General features: G+C 56.8%; 19 protein-coding genes. All 19 read right to left on the reverse strand.

What is annotated here, in order from left to right; genetic code table 11:
- Positions 1–166: 166 nt before the first annotated feature.
- Positions 167–1,612, reverse strand: coding sequence for a beta-Ala-His dipeptidase (gene pepD, locus AXE86_RS01570; RefSeq protein WP_061943948.1), 1,446 nt, complete (start codon positions 1,610–1,612; stop codon positions 167–169).
- 111 nt (positions 1,613–1,723) lie between these two features.
- Positions 1,724–2,185: an FMN-binding protein gene (locus AXE86_RS01575; RefSeq protein WP_061943951.1), complete on the reverse strand. Its 462-nt coding sequence runs from the start codon at positions 2,183–2,185 to the stop codon at positions 1,724–1,726.
- Positions 2,186–2,187: 2 nt separating this feature from the next.
- On the reverse strand, positions 2,188–2,847 hold the full coding sequence (locus AXE86_RS01580; protein WP_006691431.1) for an ABC transporter ATP-binding protein: 660 nt from the start codon (positions 2,845–2,847) through the stop codon (positions 2,188–2,190).
- A 15-nt stretch (positions 2,848–2,862) separates the two neighbouring features.
- Positions 2,863–3,996: an ABC transporter permease gene (locus AXE86_RS01585; protein ID WP_061943954.1), complete on the reverse strand. Its 1,134-nt coding sequence runs from the start codon at positions 3,994–3,996 to the stop codon at positions 2,863–2,865.
- A gap of 3 nt (positions 3,997–3,999) precedes the next feature.
- Positions 4,000–5,283 carry an ABC transporter permease gene (locus AXE86_RS01590; protein ID WP_061943957.1) on the reverse strand — a complete coding sequence of 428 codons (1,284 nt, stop codon included), beginning with the start codon at positions 5,281–5,283 and terminating at the stop codon, positions 4,000–4,002.
- 30 nt (positions 5,284–5,313) lie between these two features.
- Positions 5,314–6,579 carry a DUF2318 domain-containing protein gene (locus tag AXE86_RS01595; RefSeq protein ID WP_061943960.1) on the reverse strand — a complete coding sequence of 422 codons (1,266 nt, stop codon included), beginning with the start codon at positions 6,577–6,579 and terminating at the stop codon, positions 5,314–5,316.
- A 115-nt stretch (positions 6,580–6,694) separates the two neighbouring features.
- On the reverse strand, positions 6,695–7,264 hold the full coding sequence (locus AXE86_RS01600) for an iron transporter (RefSeq protein ID WP_009442745.1): 570 nt from the start codon (positions 7,262–7,264) through the stop codon (positions 6,695–6,697).
- 32 nt (positions 7,265–7,296) lie between these two features.
- A complete protein-coding gene (locus AXE86_RS01605) occupies positions 7,297–8,493 on the reverse strand; it encodes an FTR1 family iron permease (protein WP_061943963.1) in 1,197 nt (398 codons plus the stop codon).
- Between the two features lie 32 nt (positions 8,494–8,525).
- Positions 8,526–8,915, reverse strand: a complete 390-nt coding sequence (locus tag AXE86_RS01610) for an energy transducer TonB (protein ID WP_232294898.1) — start codon at positions 8,913–8,915, stop codon at positions 8,526–8,528.
- Positions 8,916–8,935: 20 nt separating this feature from the next.
- Positions 8,936–9,586 carry an energy transducer TonB gene (locus tag AXE86_RS01615; RefSeq protein ID WP_061943968.1) on the reverse strand — a complete coding sequence of 217 codons (651 nt, stop codon included), beginning with the start codon at positions 9,584–9,586 and terminating at the stop codon, positions 8,936–8,938.
- Positions 9,586–9,996, reverse strand: coding sequence for an ExbD/TolR family protein (locus tag AXE86_RS01620; protein ID WP_061943970.1), 411 nt, complete (start codon positions 9,994–9,996; stop codon positions 9,586–9,588). The genes AXE86_RS01615 and AXE86_RS01620 overlap by 1 nt, the downstream gene beginning before the upstream one ends.
- Positions 9,986–10,573: a MotA/TolQ/ExbB proton channel family protein gene (locus AXE86_RS01625; protein ID WP_061946911.1), complete on the reverse strand. Its 588-nt coding sequence runs from the start codon at positions 10,571–10,573 to the stop codon at positions 9,986–9,988. The genes AXE86_RS01620 and AXE86_RS01625 overlap by 11 nt, the downstream gene beginning before the upstream one ends.
- Positions 10,574–10,768: 195 nt before the next feature.
- A complete protein-coding gene (locus tag AXE86_RS01630) occupies positions 10,769–11,965 on the reverse strand; it encodes a pyridoxal phosphate-dependent aminotransferase (protein WP_061943973.1) in 1,197 nt (398 codons plus the stop codon).
- Between the two features lie 156 nt (positions 11,966–12,121).
- On the reverse strand, positions 12,122–13,510 hold the full coding sequence (locus AXE86_RS01635; protein WP_061943976.1) for an aminopeptidase: 1,389 nt from the start codon (positions 13,508–13,510) through the stop codon (positions 12,122–12,124).
- A 16-nt stretch (positions 13,511–13,526) separates the two neighbouring features.
- The gene (gene dusB / locus AXE86_RS01640) at positions 13,527–14,489 is read right to left on the reverse strand and encodes a tRNA dihydrouridine synthase DusB (protein WP_198145300.1); all 963 of its coding nucleotides are present in this window, start codon (positions 14,487–14,489) and stop codon (positions 13,527–13,529) included.
- Positions 14,490–14,494: 5 nt separating this feature from the next.
- The gene (locus AXE86_RS01645) at positions 14,495–15,262 is read right to left on the reverse strand and encodes a type III pantothenate kinase (RefSeq protein WP_006689771.1); all 768 of its coding nucleotides are present in this window, start codon (positions 15,260–15,262) and stop codon (positions 14,495–14,497) included.
- A gap of 66 nt (positions 15,263–15,328) precedes the next feature.
- A complete protein-coding gene (locus tag AXE86_RS01650; protein ID WP_061943982.1) occupies positions 15,329–16,300 on the reverse strand; it encodes a biotin--[acetyl-CoA-carboxylase] ligase in 972 nt (323 codons plus the stop codon).
- Positions 16,301–16,390: 90 nt separating this feature from the next.
- Entirely contained in the window at positions 16,391–17,257 is an 867-nt protein-coding gene (locus tag AXE86_RS01655) for a class I SAM-dependent methyltransferase (protein WP_335338499.1), read from the reverse strand.
- A complete protein-coding gene (locus AXE86_RS13520; protein WP_335338500.1) occupies positions 17,214–17,708 on the reverse strand; it encodes a glycosyltransferase family A protein in 495 nt (164 codons plus the stop codon). The genes AXE86_RS01655 and AXE86_RS13520 overlap by 44 nt, the downstream gene beginning before the upstream one ends.
- Positions 17,709–17,740 lie beyond the last annotated feature (32 nt).

The following is a 17,740-nucleotide window of genomic DNA, read 5'->3' on the forward strand; positions in this document are numbered from 1 at the left end:
ATCTCTTCCCCCTCGATCCACCAAGTGGGTCACAATGTATTATCACAATCAATGAGAATAGTATATCACAGTGCGCAAGTTTTTACCATAGTTTATGAAGATAAGGTTTTATGATAAACGTTGCAGACAAGACTATGGCCGCAGACAAGACGATGAAGATCTGCCCTCACTCCGCGATGCGGCGCAGCGTCTCCATGAGGAATTTTGCCTCGGGAACGATCGCCGCGATTTCGATGCGCTCCTCGGGCGTATGGATGCCGTGTGCCGTCACGCCGACAGACACCATGTCGAGCGCAGGATTTTTCGATGCATGCCAGCTCGTCTCAAGCCCCGCATGGATGCTCTCGATCTTCATCGGTGTACCGCCGTTCTGCGCCGCATAGACCTCCGCCATGATCGTCCGCAGTTTGCTCTTGGGGTTCTCACGCCATGCAGGAGATGCCGTTCCAACAACGAGGGAAAAGCCCGTCAGTGCCGCCAGCGTCTCTGTCTCGCAGACGATCTCGTCCAGTCGCTCATTGACCGAGGAGCGCGGGAAGAACGCGACGTGCACCTCGTTCTCATCCATGCGGACAACGCCGAGGTTTGCCGAGGTCTCCACCCCGCCCGTCTGCGTATGTGTCATGGCATGAACCCCCGTGCGAAGGAGGACGAGGAGGTCGATGAGGGCGCGCTGTTCCTCCTCGCCGATGACGCGCCCCGCCTCATGTGCAGGATGCAGCGTAAATTTCATCGCGGGATCGGCCTCACCATAGATGGCATGAAAGCGTTTTTCCTCCGCCGCCAGCAGACGGGCAATGCTGCGCTCATCCATCGCCGTGCGAACGATTGCCTCTGCCGTCGGCGGAATCGCGTTGCGCGCCGTCCCGCCCGTGAGGGAAACGAGTTCCACGTCCCCCTCCTGTGCCAGCGCATGAAGTGCCAGCGCCAGCGTGCGGATCGCATTGCCGCGCCCATCGCCGATGCGCTCGCCCGAGTGACCGCCGCGCAGCCCCTCAGCCGTAATGCGATAGGCGGGCAGATCGGATTCTTTTCGCGTCAGCGCACGCGTATAGTCGAGATTGACACTGCCCGCACTTCCGACCGTCATGATGTGATAGTCCTCCGAGTCGCAGTTGATCAGGTACTGTGCATTCTTCAGATGATCTGCCGAAAGATGCCGTGCCCCCGTCATGCCCTGTTCCTCATCCACCGTGATGATGGCGCGCAGCGGACCATGAGCCTCCGTGCACTGCATCGCCGTCACGATCTCCGCCACGCCGATGCCGTCGTCTCCGCCGAGACTTGTCCCATCTGCCGTGAGATACTCCGCCGTCCGCTGCATCTTGATCGGATCGGTCAGCGGGTCATAGGAAACACCCGGCTCAGCCACGCAGACCATGTCCATGTGTCCCTGCAGGATCGTGCGCGGCGCATTCTCCTTTCCCTTCGTCGCAGGAAGCTCCGCGATAATATTGAAGTGCTCATCCTGCGTCACCGTGCAGCCAATCTCCTCAAAGTGTTTTTTCAGATAGTCACTGACCGCCTTCTCGTGCCCCGAAGGACGCGGGATATGCGTCAGTGCCTCGAACTCCGAAATGACCTTTTCCAGCAGCTTTGCATCATCCATCATAAATTCCTCCCATCAAAATTCCTTCCCATTATAACACAGAATGCAAAAAATGGGGCTGCTGCATGAAGTGACAAACTTCGTGCAATAGCCCCTATGCCATATTCGTCTCTTTTACTTCTTCGCCTGCTCTACCGCCTTTGTGACCGCTTCCTTGAACTGGTCATAGCTGACAGTCGCTCCTGAGACAGCATCCACCTTTGCGAGATCCTTCGTCGCGGTGAGCTGCTCGCCGTAGGACACAATCGCCTTGTAGGCGTTCTGTGCCTTCTTCTGCGCGCCCGGCTCCTTCCCCTCGCCGTAGTGCTCGTCCTTCTGCTTGCCCTCTTTGTCAATGCTCGTGTGAACAACCTTCTCGATCTCACCGTTCTTGATCGTCAGTTCCACGTGCGAATGTCCGAGCTTTTCGTTCTCGCTGCTGTCTGCCGCATAGGTGCCGTCCTTGACGCCCGTCATATCGAGCGCGGCGGTTTTCTGCGGCTCCTCCTTCGGTGCCTGTTTCTCCTCACCGCAGCCCGCTGCAAGGACAGAGACCCCCAGCAGAAGTGCAATCCCGAGGCTAAGTTGTTTCTTCATCGTTATTCCTTCCTTTCCCGCATGTGTCCATGCTCAATGATGACACAGCGCTCCGCCTCTTCACCGACTTCGGCAGAGTGTGTGACCGTCAGAATCGTGTGGCCCTCATCGTGCAGCTCATGGAAGATCTTCATGACAAGGTTCTGGTTCTTCTCATCAAGGTTGCCTGTCGGCTCATCCGCAAGGATGAGGACAGGATAGTTGATGAGTGCACGCGCAATGCAGACGCGCTGCTGTTCGCCGCCCGAAAGCTGACTGGGAAGATGGCTCGCACGGTCAGCGAGTCCGACGCGCTCAAGTGCTGCCATGGCTTCATCACGGTCGGGCATGCTGTGGTAATACTGCGCGACCATGATGTTCTCGACTGCCGTCAGATAGGGAATCATGTGGAACTGCTGGAACACGATGCCGATCTTGTCGCGGCGGAAGCGTGTCAGCTCCTCGCGTGTGGCGTTCGTCAGCACGTCGCCGTCGAGAATGACCTCGCCGCTCGTCGGACTGTCCATACAGCCGATAATGTTCATCAGCGTTGACTTGCCCGAGCCGGAGGGACCCATAACCGCAAGCCATTCGCCTTTTTCAACGTTCAGATTGACGTCATCCAGGGCGAGCACCTTCTCGTTGTACGCCTTGGAGACGTGCTTCAGTTCAAGCAAACTCATTGCTTCGTTCTCCTCTCATTCGCCGCGCAGGATGATCGCGGGGTCAACATTGGTCGCAATACGTACAGGCAGCAGCGACGCAAGACCTGTAACAAAGATGGACATGACGAGTGCGACAACGACAATCATCGGCGAGAACTCAATGCCGCGTCCAAAAACGTTCATACTGACGCTCTGGGCAAAGAGATACCCAAAGCCCGACCCAAGAATGCCGCCAAGCGCACCGAGGAGGCAGCCCTCGCCGAAGAACTCTGCAACAATGTGGCGGTTATCCGCACCGAGAGCCTTCTTGAGCCCGATCTCACGGCGGCGCTCCGTCACAATCGCCATCATCGTGGTTGAGACGCAGATCAGCGTCAATACAAGGACGACAATGGTCACGATGAGGACGAGTGCCTGCAGTTTTCCAAGCACGGTACCCTCCGACTTCGCGATCTGCTTGACGAGCTGCGGCTCAACATTCGGTACCTGCTCATGAATTTTCGTCTCCGCGCGTGCCAGCTCATCCTGGCCCGCCACAACAGAGACCTGCGCGAGGCTCAGTTCCCCGGCACGCCCCTTGATACGCTGCAGATCGGGCAGGCTGACGAAGACGAAATTCTCCTCGTTGCCGCCCGTGCGGACAATGCCGGAGACACGATAATCGCTGACAATCGACCCTTCACCGCCTGAGACACTGATTGTATCCCCCGGATTCACGCGCAGTTTCGATGCGAACTCCGCACCAAGCAGGATCTCCTTCTCCCCCGGCGTCGGCCACGCACCGCGCACCTGCCAGTAGGGGCTGACCTCCTGCAGGACATCAAAGTCCGTGCCGCCCGCCATGACGGTCTGATGATTGATGAGCAGGGTGTCGTAGAGGAACGGTGTAATGCCGACTACCTCGTAGTCCGAGAGTGCCTTACTGACCGCACTGACATCTTCCTCGTGAATCACGCCTGCATCCTTCCCCGGCAGAATGAGAAGGTTTGCCCCATAAGCACGGAATGCACGTCCCATCTGCTCCGGGACTTCCTTGTAGACGGTAATCATCCCCGAGATAATCGTCGCACCGACGGCGACGGCGAGGAGAGCGATCGCCATGCGTGCGCGGCGGCGCAGCAGAGAGTTGGCGACCATGATAAAAAACATTTTATAGCGACTCATCATTTATCACCTGCCATACAGAACCTCTGCCGGCTGCAGCGACAGCAGCATGCGAATCGCAGGCACGCTCCCGATGATCAGCACGAGCGACATCAAAACGGCAATAATCGGAATGACATACGGATTGACCGCAATGCCGGAACCGAAAACGTTCTCCCCAATGAGCTGGGCGAACCCAATTCCAACGACATAGCCAAGGATGCCGCCGAGAATGCCCGCGATAAAGATCTCCGCGAGGACGGAGAGAACGACGGCGAGATTGGTCGCGCCGAGCGCCTTCAAAAGGCCGATCTCACGGCTGCGCTCCATGATGTTTGCGCTGATGAGGTTGCTGACACCAAGGCTCGAGGAGAGCAGGGACAGCACCGTGATCAGCAGCATGAGGAGCTGCGTCTTGTCAAGGATCTTCCCCTCGGACTCCGCGATCTGACGCACGGGGTGCGCCGCCGCGTTGTGCATGACCTCCTCGATCTGATAGGCAATCGATCCGACGTAGCTCGTGCAGTACCAGATATCATACTCCGCCTGCGAGAGCGACTTGGGATTCTCCGCCGCCCTGCGGGCAAGATCATTCTCCGGTGTCGTCATGGCACTGACCTCCACCTGGTCGATCTTGCCCTGTGCACCTGCGAGTTCCTGTGCGAGTGCGAGAGAACCGACCAGCTGGTTCTCCTCGTCACCGCCGCCCGAGACCGTGCCCGTGACGTGCAGTGTCCCCTGCGTGCCGTCCGGCTTCTGATAGGTGAGTGTGCTGCCGGCTGAGACGCCAAGTTTCTGTGCGAGCTTCGTGCCGACGAGCACCTCATCCGTGTGCGTATCGTCTGCCCAGTCGCCGTCCACCTGCCACCACGACTTCATGAACTTCACGCCTGTCGTGTAGACCTCATCCGTCGGCAGTTTGAGCGTATGCTCGAACCACGTACCAAAGAACGGCACACTCTCACCATCTCCGAGCGTCACCTGCGTCGTCAGTGACGGCGCAAAGGCGACGATGTTGTTCGTCCAGAAAATCGTCTTGATATTGCCGAGATCCGCCTCATCCAGATACTCGCGGTGTCCGCTCTTCGTCGTCTCTACGCCGTAGAGATCCTTCAGAACCATCGAGTTGCGCGGCGTCACCGTGATGTTCGCACCGAATGCCTTGAGTTCCTGATTCACCTTTTCGCCGATGTCAAACATGACGTTCAGCATGGCAGTCGCAAGCGAGACACCGAGGGCGACCGTCAACGCAATGAGGATGAACCTCCCGCGCTGGCGGATGAGCGCCCCTTTTACCATTTGCCAAAACATGGCTTACCTCCTCTCATGCCATCCTGTCCGTCAGCGGAAATGAATCCGCGCTGCCTCAAGCGTGTCAGCAGAAATCTGCACCGCACCATTCTGCACGTGGTACTCCACGGGGATCGGATTGCAGCCGCCCGGCAGACCAATTGTTGCCTTGTTCATGACGACATCACAGAGTCGGCAGACGATCTGCCCATCACGCTCAAAATAGCCCGTTGCACCGCAGATATCGCAGGCATCGAGACCGACACCAAATGCGGAGCCGCCCTTCTGCACAATGATAACGCGCACCGTTGTTCCGTCTGAGGCGTGGAATGCATAACGATGGAGGTGGCCGTCGGAGACCTGCTCGAGCGGGATCTGCACGAGCCCGTTCTCCGCCTTGACGTCAACCGCCGGCACAAGCTGTTCTTTTTTATTCGCATACCATCCGCCGACACTCGATACGAAAATCGTCAGAATGAGGATTGCAAGGAGTCCACTGCCCCACCGCTTGCGACGGATCGCGCTCGAGACGATCTGACGGTACTGCGCAGGATTTGCCCACACAGGACGCTCGGGGCGCGGCTGAAGAAACAGTGTAAAAGGGACGAGCACAGAAACAAAGTAGATCGCATAGATGACCTTGTTCTGATTGTCAATAAACCATGCCATATACGGAATAAGGCTCTCTGCACCGAACAGCTGCCGTGCCATCAGCACCGTCAGGACAAAGATCACCTGCTGAATGGCAGTCGCTGCGATCTGCACAGAAAAAACAAAGACAAGGCGCCCATGATTGAGTGCCGCCGCCGCTTTATACGCCAGATAGCCCGAGAGGAATCCGAGGAAAATCCCTCCGAAAAATCCGAGCATCTTGACGAGAAATGTCAAAGTCAGATACTTTCCCATCGCTACCTGCACGGTTGCGACAGGTATCAGCCACAGCTCAAGACCGTGATAGAGGAAAAGCCCAAGCGTCAGTGCGCCCGTTCCGAAACGGAACAGGCGCTCCTCACGCGGCGTCCACTCGCGGTGAAGACTGCGCAGCAGAATCGTACAAAGAATCACTGCGCCAACAAGATCAACGGCAATTGCCATACTCTCAAAGATTTCACGATTGACCGCCGACTTCGTACCGACACGCACCGCTGTCATAAAGAGCGAGAGGAAGAAACCCCATTTCAAAACGCGCGTAAAAGTGCGGCGAATGCTCTGGTCGGGCAATGGCAAGATGATTGCAAGCAAAATGCCGAGCGGCACGGCGAGCTTGATGCTCTCCTCCAATGCCGGTACCAGCTGTTGAAGAAATGCCTGTAACATGAGATATACCCTTTCCTATGAGAAAAGCCGCCGTCCCCCCCGGGGCGGCAGCCATTCTGTGATTAGGAGGGCAGAAGGACATGCTGAGATCCCCACTGCCCATACGCAGCTGTAATTACCACTTACGCGGAACGTAGTTGAATACCCAGTGCAGCTTGACCGGTTCCGTCCAGAAATGACCCCGGACACCCGTCTCCTTGTCCGTGTGGAGGAGGTAGTTCTGACGTGCAGGGCTGTCGATCGAGAAGTCGCAGTCGTACGTGCCTGCGCCAAGCATCTTGACATTTGCGCCATAGTGCGGGCCATCATCTGCGCTCATCGGCATGAACACACCCTCGATGCTCTCGCCCGTCTCACGCTTCGTGAACTTGTAGTGCACCGTCAGATTCGGGATCCACTCGCCGACGCCGAAGCCGCACTCATTGCCCTCGGTTGCATGGATATCCGTCTCGATGTGGATATCTGCCTGGTCTGCCGGAAGGCTCATACCGGCAGGCTCCATCGTCACCGGCTGGAAGTAGACGAGCGCCGCCTTGAAGTGGTTCGTCGTATCCTCGATCTCATCGCCGATCGGGAACTCCTCGAACGCAGCTTCGCTGACGTGCGCGTTGATCGCGAACGTAGAGAACGCGACTGCACCGACGGCGAGAGCCTTTTTGAGCATACTGAGACTAGATTTCTTCATGGGAAAATCCTCCTTTGAAAGATGAACCTGACTCACGCTTCTGCCGCAGCAGAGCGTTTTTTATATGATACCATTGCGATTGCCGCGAGAACCAAGAGGATCTGCGGGACAATGGTTTCATAGGTGGGATAAAGGCCGAGCAGATCGATGCTCGGAATGGGGATGGCCTCAATGATCGTGGTGGAGATGGTATCTGACTCCTGCAGCTCCTTCAGACCGCCGCCAAGGAAGGTAACCGCGAGCACAAACATGAATGCACTCGTAACCTTGAAGAACGGTCCGATGGGGATGCGCAGCGCACCACGCTGGATGAGGAAGAAGATAACCGCGAGTGCCGCACACGCGGCAACGAAGCCCGCCCAGATCATGTCGGTATCGCCGACGGCGTTGTTAAAGAGCGCCTGATAGAAGAGGATGACCTCCGCGCCCTCGCGATAGACCGCAAGGAATGCGGCAAAGCCGAGCGCACGCGACTTGCCCGTCGAGAGTGTGATCTTGACTTGGCTGTCGATGTAGTTCTTCCATGCCTTTGCATTGGATTTGCCGCCCATCCACGCCGACGTTCCGAGAAGGACCAGGACGGCGAAAAGCGCCGTGAAGCCCTCGATCATCTCGCGGCTCGCGCCCGTCGTCGTCGTACTGTCGAGCACCTCGGCAAAGAGATAGGCACTGATAAAGCTGCAGACAATGCCTGCGATCGCCCAGTTGTAGACGGTCGAGAGCTCCTTCTCATGACCGGCGCGACCGAGATAGGCGATGATGCCGACGAGGACGAGAATCGCCTCAACACCCTCGCGCAGAAGGATGAGGAACGCCTGGAGGAACATCCCCCAGCCGCCCGACTGAGCACCTGCCGTCTCGAGCTGCGTCACCTCGGTCTGAACCATATCGAGGAGCTTTGCACCCTCGGCCTCGACCTCTGACTGCGGAGCGCCCGAACGGATGACTTTTTTCAGCGTGTAGAACTGATACTCCGTGAGGTTCGCGCTCTTGGAGGAGATGCTGCTGCGCACAGCGCTCTCCAGACCGTCTTTCTCGTAGATGCCGTAGTAGATATTGTTGACGGCATCCTTTGCACCTTCTGCATCCCCCGACTGATAGATGGCATAGACACCGTCCATCTCCGTCGCGATATGGTCGTGAATCTGCTGCCATGTCTGCGCGGCGTTCGTCGACGCCGCCGGCAGGAGCAGAAAGAGTGCCGTAATGAATGCAAACAGCTTTCTCATTGGATTGTCTGCGTTCCCCTTTCCTTAAAATGTTACTTGCGATGTTTGGGTTCCATGTTGAAGTGTACCTGACACATCACATTGCAAGGCATCGGTCGACCGTCAACATCCAGTGCGGGTGTGAATTTCCACTGTTCCATCACAACGCGACACGCCATGCGGTCAACGTTCCCATCCCCCGAACTGTGTGTAACTCTCGTGCTGACGACATGGCCTTGCTCATCAACGTGAGCCATCAGCACCACGTATCCTTCATAAGAGATACTTTTATCTTGGACATGCTCAAAATGGAGTACTCTAGGCGGCTGTCCTATAGTGATGCGTTCCAGCTGCTTCGGTTCCTGTTCCTCCGCACAGGAGACGGATGCTGCCGACACAGCCAGAAAGAACACTGCAAGAATTGCCCCCACCCATATCTTCATTGTCAACCTCTCTGCTTGCGTCATTTAATATTACGTGTCGGTTTCATGTTGAAATACACAGGGCACTGCATATTCGATTCCATCGGCTGCCCATTCATGTCCTTGGCCGGTTCGAACTTCCACTGCTTCTCAACAATACGCCGCGCCAGACGGTCATAGACGAGATTCCCCGAGCTGATCTGAATCTTTGTCCACACGACACGTCCGTCCGTGCCGATATGGGCTGACACGGCAATACGCCCCGTGAACGGAATCACACCGTAGGCAGGCTGCTCGGCATGGATGATCTTGCCGGGCTGCCCGATCTGCTTTCCGTCGCCGGATTTCAGGACATGTTCTTCCTCGGGCTTATTCGCCGAATCCTCGGCTTCCTTCAGCAGTGCCGTCGTCGCCTCCTCGGGAATCTCCGCCTCAACGACGGCGGGCTCTTCCTCTGCCTCCACAGGCTCAGGCGGTGGTGGCGGCGGCGGAGGCGGTTCCTCCGGCTGCTGTTCCTCCTCGGGCGGCCCATCGTCGTCAGCGAGCTCCACCCACTCCATCGGTTCGTCCGGCGGCGGCTGCTCGATGTGCTTAAAGACATGGGGAATCAGCACCATCAGAAAGAGCCATGCGACGATGTGGAAGAAGAATGCGACGAGAAAGGCAAGCCGCCAATGTGTCTGATAGCGCATCAGACGCCCCCCGTCTCCGTCGCGATGGACACGTGACGTGTCCCCGCTTCCTTCAGTGCATCAAAGACACTGACGACAAACTGATAGTCCGCCTTCTTGTCGCCGCGCACGACGAACACCGTATCCGGATCGCTGTCCAGCTGTTCCTTGACCCGTGACGTCAGCTCACGGGTCGGCTCATCATCACGGTCAAAGAGCACCTTGCCGTCCTCCGTCACCGTAATGGAGACAATGTGCGGGCGTGTGTCCTGCTGTGCGCTTGCCGCCTGCGGCAGGCTGACCTGTACCGTGCTTGCATTCACCATGTACATGGTGCTCAGCATGAAGAACACCAACAGAAACAGCATAATGTCGATCATCGGGACGATCATGACGAGCGGCTCGCGCATATCATGAAAATTACGACGCATGAACCTTCCCTCCGTCCGCCGCCGCGAACCCTGCCAAGACGGTATTCATTGTCTTTTCGAGGAGTGTCAGCATCACATCAAGACGCTGTGCAAAGTAGGTATGCACGACGAGCGAGAAGATCGCGACGAAAAGCCCTGTCGCCGTTGCGACCAGCGCCTCACCGATGCCGCCCGTGATCGCCATGGGCTGACCGGCCTGCAGGTTGAATATGCTGAACGACTGGATCATGCCTGAGATCGTCCCCAGAAGCCCGAGGAGCGGTGCGAGAGTAACGATCATCGAGAGATAGTTGAGACGTGCACGCAGGAGCATCGCAGCCTCGCCATAGACTCCCTCAAGCGTCATAGGGACATCCTCCCCTGCCTGGCGGGCATCCAGTGCGCTCTTCACAAAATAGGCAACCATGTTGTCCTTGCCCTCAACGGCGGGAGCGACCTCGTCGATCTTGTGCTTGCGGAGCGACTCCGCAACCGTCGTCTCGAGTTCCTTTGCCCCCTGCGCCGCACGCCGATAGAGCAGAAAACGGTCAACCGCAATCGCCGCCACCGTCAGCGAGCACAGGAGCAGCAGGTACATAACCGGACCGCCCTTTTCAAATAGTTCTGCGCTGGTCACAAAAACACCATCCTTGTCTTCTCAAGCCGTGGGAAAATCCCATCTTTATTATCACATGGAGAATGAAACCCATCCCATATTTGAATCGATTCTCAGTATATCTCCATGGAAAGTGATTGTCAATATTCTTTCCAATAAATGTGATCTAAATGAATTTTATTCACTTATTGATTTGTATGATTTTGCAAGTTCTTCAAATCGTGGCAGTGATTTCTCGATCACTTCCGAACGGACACAGTACGCCGCTCGAAAATAGCCGGGACAGCCGAAGTCTCGTCCCGGCACAAGCAGGAGATCATACTCCTGTGCGCGGCGGCAGAACGCCGCATCGTCCGGCTCAAGTGCCTGTGGAAAGAGATAGAATGCTCCCTGCGGACGCACGCAGGAAAAACCGAGTGCCGTCAGCCCGTCATAGAGGAGTGCGGCGTTGCGCTCATAAATACTGAGATCGGCAGCCTGCCCGACACAGCGTGCGACGACGAGCTGCCAGAGCGAGGGAGCATTGACGTGTGTGAGGACACGCGCCGCCCCCGCAATTGCGCCGTAGATACGCGCGAAGTCCGCCGCGCTGTCCGGTACGACGATATAGCCGATGCGCTCACCTGGCAGGGAGAAGGACTTGCTATAGGAATAGCAGACGATCGTATTGTCGTATAAGAGGGGAATGCAGGGGACGGAAGCACCGTCATAGACGATCTCACGATACGGCTCATCTGCGATGATGAAGATCGGATGCCCGCACTCCTGCTCCTTCGCGCGGAGGAGATCGGCGAGGCGGCGGATCGTCGTCTCACTGTACACCGCACCGCTCGGATTATTCGGCGAGTTGATGATGACAGCCTTCGTGCGGATGCCCAGTACCCGCTCAAGTGCCGCGAAGTCGATCTGAAAATCATCCGTCTTGGCTGGCACAACGACGAGCTTGCCCCCGCATGCCTCGACAAAGACGCAATACTCCGGGAAAAAGGGTGCGATGGTAATGAACTCGTCCCCCGGCTCGGTGAGTGCCTTGAACGTGATCGTCACCGATGCTGCTGCGCCCGCCGTCATAAAGAGATTCTTCCCTGTGACGTCCATGCCGAAGCGGCGTTTCAGATCGGCGGCAAGCGCCTCACGCACCGCAGGTTTGCCCGGTGCAATCGTATAGCCATGCACTGCGGTCGGGTCGCCATGCATGAGGATGTCGACCGCCGCATCCCGAATAAAGTCCGGCGCAGGTACATTCGGATTGCCGAGGCTGAAATCAAAGACATTTTCCGCACCGACCTCTGCCGCGCGCTTCTGTCCAAACTCAAAAATCGTGCGAATCGTGGACTTTTTCGTCCCGAGCACATACATTTCCTCTGAGACCATCGTACTCCTCCCCCATGTGAGTGAAAACAGATGCTATTCTATCATATTGTAAGAAAAAATACTACATTGAGTTGCACTCTCACAAAGCTTTCATGGAAACAAAAAAGCTGCCGTACCATGGTCTCCCCACGCTGCGGCAGCCTCGGTATGTGAATGTTACGCATTTCTCAGGAATACGTCATATCCCTTTTTCATCTCATAGATGTCCGCCTTGCTCGTAACTTCCCACGGTGCATGCATGCTCATCACTGCAACCCCGTTGTCGATCACGTTCATCCCATAGCGCGCCATAATGTAGGCAATCGTCCCGCCGCCGCCGAGATCGACGCGTCCAAGCTCTGCGAGCTGATAGCGGACGCCGTTTTCATCCATCATGCGGCGCAGTTCGCCCAGATACTCTGCACTCGCATCACTGGAGCCGGACTTGCCGCGTGATCCCGTGAACTTGTTGAATACCATTCCTCGTCCAAGATAGGCAACGTTCTTCTTCTCAAACGCATCCGCATAGAGCGCGTCATAGGCGCTCGAAACATCCGAGGAGAGCATCCGCGAGTGTGCGAGCGTGCGGCGCAGCGCGAGCTCCGTATACTGCCCGCAGGCGGAGAGCACCTCGGCGACCATGTTTTCAAAGAAGCGCGACTGCATTCCCGTTGCGCCGACGCTGCCGATCTCCTCCTTGTCAACGAGGAGGCAGCACGCCGTACGCCGCACATCTGCCGTCTCAACCATGGAGCGGAGTGCCGTATAGGAGCAGACGCGGTCATCCTGTCCGTAGCCGAGCACCATGCTGCGGTCAAAGCCAAGCTCACGCGCACGGCCTGCCGGAACGAGGGTCAGCTCTGCCGACTGGAAATCCTCCTCATCAATGCCGTACGTCTTCCGGATGAGCGCCAGCACGCCATCCTTGACGGACTCCTTTTCCTCCTTTGCGAGAGGGATTCCGCCGATCAACACATCGAGTTTCTCGCCCTCGATCACCTTTGCCGCTTTTTTCTCCAGCTGCTCCTGCGAGAGATGGACGAGCAGATCCGTCACGCAGAACACGGGGTCGTCCGCCTTCTCCCCGAGCGTGATCGTGACCGTTGTGCCGTCCTTCTTGACGACAACACCGTGCAGGGCAAGCGGTATTGTCACCCACTGATACTTCTTGATGCCGCCGTAGTAATGCGTATCAAAATACGCCAGCCCGCCGTCCTCATAGAGCGGATTCTGCTTCACATCGAGGCGGCACGTGTCGATGTGTGCACCGAGGATATTCATGCCGTGTTCCATCGGCTCTGTGCCGATATGAAAGAGTACAATTGCCTTTTTCATGTTGACGGCGTAGACCTTGTCCCCCGCGCGGAGCTGCGTCCCCTCAGCGATAATGTCCGCCAGATCGCGGTAGCCCGCCGCCTCAGCAGCACGTACCGCCTCCTGCACACTCTCACGCTCCGTCTTGCAGTCCGAGAGAAAATCAATATAGCCGCGTGCGAGCGCATCCACCTCTGCGCGTTCCTCTGCCGAATACATCGTCCAAACGGACTTTTTCTTATCGTCACTCATAATGGTTCCTTTCTACCTATACTCCCCATGCCCCATGGAGAATCTCTGCAAACTCTGTCCGCGACGCCGCGCGGTTGAATCGCTCACGCAGCTCCGCGCTGCCCTTCAGACCGCGCGTATACCATGCCGCATGTTTGCGCATCTCGCGGATTCCGATGTACTCGCCCTTGTACCCGACTAAGAGATCGAGATGGCGCAGAATCACCGCCGCACGCTCCGCCAGCGTCGGCGGCGGCATCTCCTCCCCCGTATGCAGCCAGTGAATCAGCTGCGGAAAAATCCATGGATTTCCCTGCGCACCGCGCCCGATCATCACTGCATCTGCCCCCGTGATCTCAAGTGCACGTTTGAGATCGGCAGGACGGCGGACATCCCCGCTCACGATGACGGGAATCCCGACCGCACGCTTCACCGCGGCAATCGCTGCATAGTCCGCGCTGCCGCTGTAAAACTGCTCGCGCGTCCGCCCATGCACGGCGACCGCGTCCACGCCGACCGCCTCCGCCATGCGTGCGATTTCCACTGCGTTGCGCGAGGCATCGTCCCAGCCGAGCCGTATCTTCACCGTGAACGGCAGACGCGTCGCACGGCGGATCGCCGTCAAAATCTCCTCCGCCCGCTTTGGGTCACGCATCAGTGCTGATCCTTCGCCGTTCCTGACGACCTTCGGTGCGGGACATCCCATATTGAAATCGAGGATATCCGCCGTTCCAAGCTCCTCGATATACGCCGCCGCCTCGGCTGCCATCCTCGCCGACTTGGCAAAGATCTGCATCGCAATCGGACGCTCATCCGGCTCCGTACGCAGCATATTCATCGTGTGCTCATTGCGGTAGTGAATGCCCTGACTGCTGACCATCTCCGCGAAGGCGAGCGGGCAGCCCATTCCATGCGCAATCACGCGGTAGGAAGTATCCGTGACCCCCGCCATCGGCGCGAGAAAAATCGGATCGTCAAAGGCAAATGCGCCGAGTTTCATCGGGTTCACGGCAGATTCCTCTCATAGAGGACGCGCAGACCCGTCAGCGTCAGAAAGTGATCGACCTTGTCGATGGTCTGGGACTCCTTTGCTACCATACGAGCAAACCCGCCCGTGGCAACGACCTTCATCTCCATCGCGAGCTCCGCCTTGATGCGGCGCACGATTGCATCAATCTGTCCCACGTAGCCGTAGATGATGCCCGCCTGCATGCCCTGAATCGTACTGCGGCAGACCACTGTCTTGGGCGGTACGAGCTCGATGCGCGGGAGCTGCGCTGCCCGCTGAAAAAGCGCCTCGGCACTTGAGCCAAGTCCCGGTGCAATCACGCCGCCGAGAAAATCTCCGTTCTCTGCCACAATGTCAAATGTCGTCGCCGTTCCAATGTCGATCACGATCAGCGGGCCGCCGTACTGCTCATGTGCACCGATGACATTCACAATACGGTCTGCACCGATGGACCGCGGATTCTCGTAGTTCAGCCGAATCCCCGTCCGTATCCCGGGACCGACGATGAGCGGGCGGATGTGGAAATATCGCTCACACATCTTGCGCAGTGGGACGACCAGCGGCGGTACAACCGACGAGATAATGACGGCCTGAATATCCGACAGAGAGAGCCCCTGATAGTGAAAGAGCTCATTGATCAGGATGCCATACTCATCTCCTGTCTTCTGACGATCTGTCGAAATGCGCCAATGCCGCAGGAGCTTCGCCCCGTCATAGGCCCCCATCACGATATTGCTGTTTCCGATGTCCAGTACAAGCAGCAAATTCCTTCCTCCATACAAACGTCTCTGCCATTCTGTCACGTAAACGCTTTGCGCACGTATACGTACTCATTTCTTCGGACGAATCGAAACGTCTCCTGCGAGCACGCGCCGCCGCCCCATCTTTGTATCGACAAAGAGCGCTCCGTCTGCGTCAATATCCGCCGCAACGCCCTCGAACTCCTCGCCTGCCGGGCCTATAACGCGTACCGTCTGCCCGAGCGTCACGGCATACTTGCGCCACGCTGCAAGCACAGGAGCAAAGCCTTCCCGCTGTACCTCCTGATAGAGCACATCCACCGCACGCAGGAGCTCCTGCAAAAATGCTACGCGCGGCAGCGGCGTCCCCTTCATCTGCATCAGCGATGTCGCCGTGTCCCGCAGTTCCTCGGGAAAATCCTCACGTGCAATATTCACGTTGATGCCGATTCCGATCACGACATAGTCCACGCGATCCATCTCTGCACTCATCTCCGTGAGAATACCGACCAGTTTACGCCCCTCATGAATGATATCATTCGGCCACTTGATTGCTGCACGCAGACCGAAATGCTCCATCGCGCGCGCAACGGCAACCGCCACCATCAGTGTACACTTTGGTGCATCCTGCGGCAGAAACGTCGGGCGCAGGAGAATACTCACCCAAATTCCTTTGCCCGGCGGTGAGAAAAAATGCCGCTCCATACGCCCGCGTCCCGTCCCCTGGCTGTCGGCAACAACGACCGTGCCGTCCTCTGCGCCCTCATGTGCCAGCTGTTTCAGGACAAGATTCGTCGAATCCACAGCATCATAGCAGATGATCTTTTTCCCAACGAGTGCCGTTCCCAGATCCTTTGTGATCTCCGCCTCAATCAGCCGATCCGGAGCAGCCCGCAGGATGTATCCGCTGCGCGGTGCACTTGCAATGTCATAGCCCGCCTCACGCAGTGCCGCAATCTTCTTCCACACTGCTGCGCGCGTCACACCGAGCCGTGCCGCAATCTTCTCCCCCGAAACACAGCCCCCTGCCTCACGCAGCAGTTCCAATACATCGCTCCGCATCGCCGCACCTCCAAACAAAAAGTGATCTGCCCCATTATACAGCAGATCACTTTTCCACGCTACAAAAACATTGAACGATACATCCGATCTCTAAACACGCTTCGCCCGAACAAGCCACTGATAGGCATCGAGGTCCTCCGCATCCACAGAGATCGTTTGGAGTGACAGAAGTTCCTCGCGCAGCCGTTTCCCTATGTCAGGAGATGGAACGGTTACGTATCTCATGTCCTGGATATCAAATTGGGCTTCCTGAAAGAGCTTGATTATCTCTTTTTTCGTAAAAAACCGGAAGTGCGTCCGATCCAAAATTCCCATATCTTCGTAGGTCCAGCGGCCGGAAAGAAGACCATAAAACGTGCTGATATGGGCCACATTGGGAATACTCGCGATAACTTCTCCGCCGGGAGCGAGCAGTTCCCGCATATTCTCGATTGCTTTCCATGGATTCTGTAAGTGCTCAATGACATCGCCCATGACGATATAGTCGAAACGTTCGGCAACTTGTGATGGATCAAGACGCTCTACATCCATCGACAGAATCGTTGCGTACGGCGCCGCAATTTCTGCCGCCTTTTCGTTCAGTTCCACACCATAAAGTCGTGCTGATGGATTTTGTGCACCAATTTCCCGCAGGGTTGCCCCACAGGCACAGCCGATCTCTAGGACACGCAAACCAGCTTTTGAGAAGTCCATCAAAGACATAAGATCTCTGCGCGGGGAAAATGAATAGTCCAGTGAAACGCCCCATTTTTCATGGAAGAAATCGCATTCCCGTCGATAGCTGTCCGACGTCGTATCAGGATTTTCTCCATCACGATGCACATAGGTGCTCGGCAAGGTCGCTCCCCCATAGCCTGCCCGTGTCATACGGACCGTAAAGTCATAGGACGCGAGTGCGGGAAGAGAGTACCGATCATTGAGATGTCCTGCCGCCGATACGGCATCTCTCCGTGCCATCAGCGCACATCTCCGCAAAGATTTCTGGACGAGGCGGACTCCCCTGCGCACGAATCTCCTCCACCACATGCACATAGTCATCCCACGAGAGATAGTCGTTCGGCGGGATCAGCTGCGCCCTCCGATATGCCACAGGGGCAACGCCGGTCACTGCCCCAACGTTTGGGTCCGCAATGAGCACATCCAACATATCCTCCACCGTATGCGGCGCGAGCATCACATCTGCATGAAGGAAGAGAAGAACCTCCCCCTCTGAGGCTCGAATCCCCTCATTCACCGCATGTGCATAGCCATGATGCTCCTCACTGCGAAGTATACGAACATGGTCCATCGCATCAGACGTAAAAATCTGCTCATCTGCCGACGAACCATCATCGACAATGATCACTTCATACGGAATACGCACCGTATTTCGTACAGAAAAGAGGCAGCGTTCCAGCTTTTCCCGCATGTTGTAAACCGGAATGATAATGCTTAATTTTA

The organism is Selenomonas sp. oral taxon 136, assembly GCF_001554015.1.
Classification (GTDB): Bacteria; Bacillota; Negativicutes; order Selenomonadales; family Selenomonadaceae; genus Centipeda; species Centipeda felix.

Coding starts and splice junctions, on each gene's coding strand:
- AXE86_RS01580 (WP_006691431.1), bottom strand. CDS start 2,847: ATGAGTTTGCTTGAACTGAAGCACGTCTCCAAGGCGTACAACGAGAAG.
- AXE86_RS13520 (WP_335338500.1), bottom strand. CDS start 17,708: ATGCGGGAAAAGCTGGAACGCTGCCTCTTTTCTGTACGAAATACGGTG.
- AXE86_RS01575 (WP_061943951.1), bottom strand. CDS start 2,185: ATGAAGAAACAACTTAGCCTCGGGATTGCACTTCTGCTGGGGGTCTCT.
- AXE86_RS01615 (WP_061943968.1), bottom strand. CDS start 9,586: ATGCGCTATCAGACACATTGGCGGCTTGCCTTTCTCGTCGCATTCTTC.
- dusB (WP_198145300.1), bottom strand. CDS start 14,489: ATGAAACTCGGCGCATTTGCCTTTGACGATCCGATTTTTCTCGCGCCG.
- AXE86_RS01630 (WP_061943973.1), bottom strand. CDS start 11,965: ATGGTCTCAGAGGAAATGTATGTGCTCGGGACGAAAAAGTCCACGATT.
- AXE86_RS01620 (WP_061943970.1), bottom strand. CDS start 9,996: ATGCGTCGTAATTTTCATGATATGCGCGAGCCGCTCGTCATGATCGTC.
- pepD (WP_061943948.1), bottom strand. CDS start 1,612: ATGATGGATGATGCAAAGCTGCTGGAAAAGGTCATTTCGGAGTTCGAG.
- AXE86_RS01625 (WP_061946911.1), bottom strand. CDS start 10,573: ATGTACCTGCTGCTCCTGTGCTCGCTGACGGTGGCGGCGATTGCGGTT.
- AXE86_RS01610 (WP_232294898.1), bottom strand. CDS start 8,915: ATGAAGATATGGGTGGGGGCAATTCTTGCAGTGTTCTTTCTGGCTGTG.
- AXE86_RS01600 (WP_009442745.1), bottom strand. CDS start 7,264: ATGAAGAAATCTAGTCTCAGTATGCTCAAAAAGGCTCTCGCCGTCGGT.
- AXE86_RS01650 (WP_061943982.1), bottom strand. CDS start 16,300: ATGCGGAGCGATGTATTGGAACTGCTGCGTGAGGCAGGGGGCTGTGTT.
- AXE86_RS01590 (WP_061943957.1), bottom strand. CDS start 5,283: ATGTTTTGGCAAATGGTAAAAGGGGCGCTCATCCGCCAGCGCGGGAGG.
- AXE86_RS01595 (WP_061943960.1), bottom strand. CDS start 6,579: ATGTTACAGGCATTTCTTCAACAGCTGGTACCGGCATTGGAGGAGAGC.
- AXE86_RS01585 (WP_061943954.1), bottom strand. CDS start 3,996: ATGATGAGTCGCTATAAAATGTTTTTTATCATGGTCGCCAACTCTCTG.
- AXE86_RS01605 (WP_061943963.1), bottom strand. CDS start 8,493: ATGAGAAAGCTGTTTGCATTCATTACGGCACTCTTTCTGCTCCTGCCG.
- AXE86_RS01655 (WP_335338499.1), bottom strand. CDS start 17,257: ATGGCACGGAGAGATGCCGTATCGGCGGCAGGACATCTCAATGATCGG.
- AXE86_RS01635 (WP_061943976.1), bottom strand. CDS start 13,510: ATGAGTGACGATAAGAAAAAGTCCGTTTGGACGATGTATTCGGCAGAG.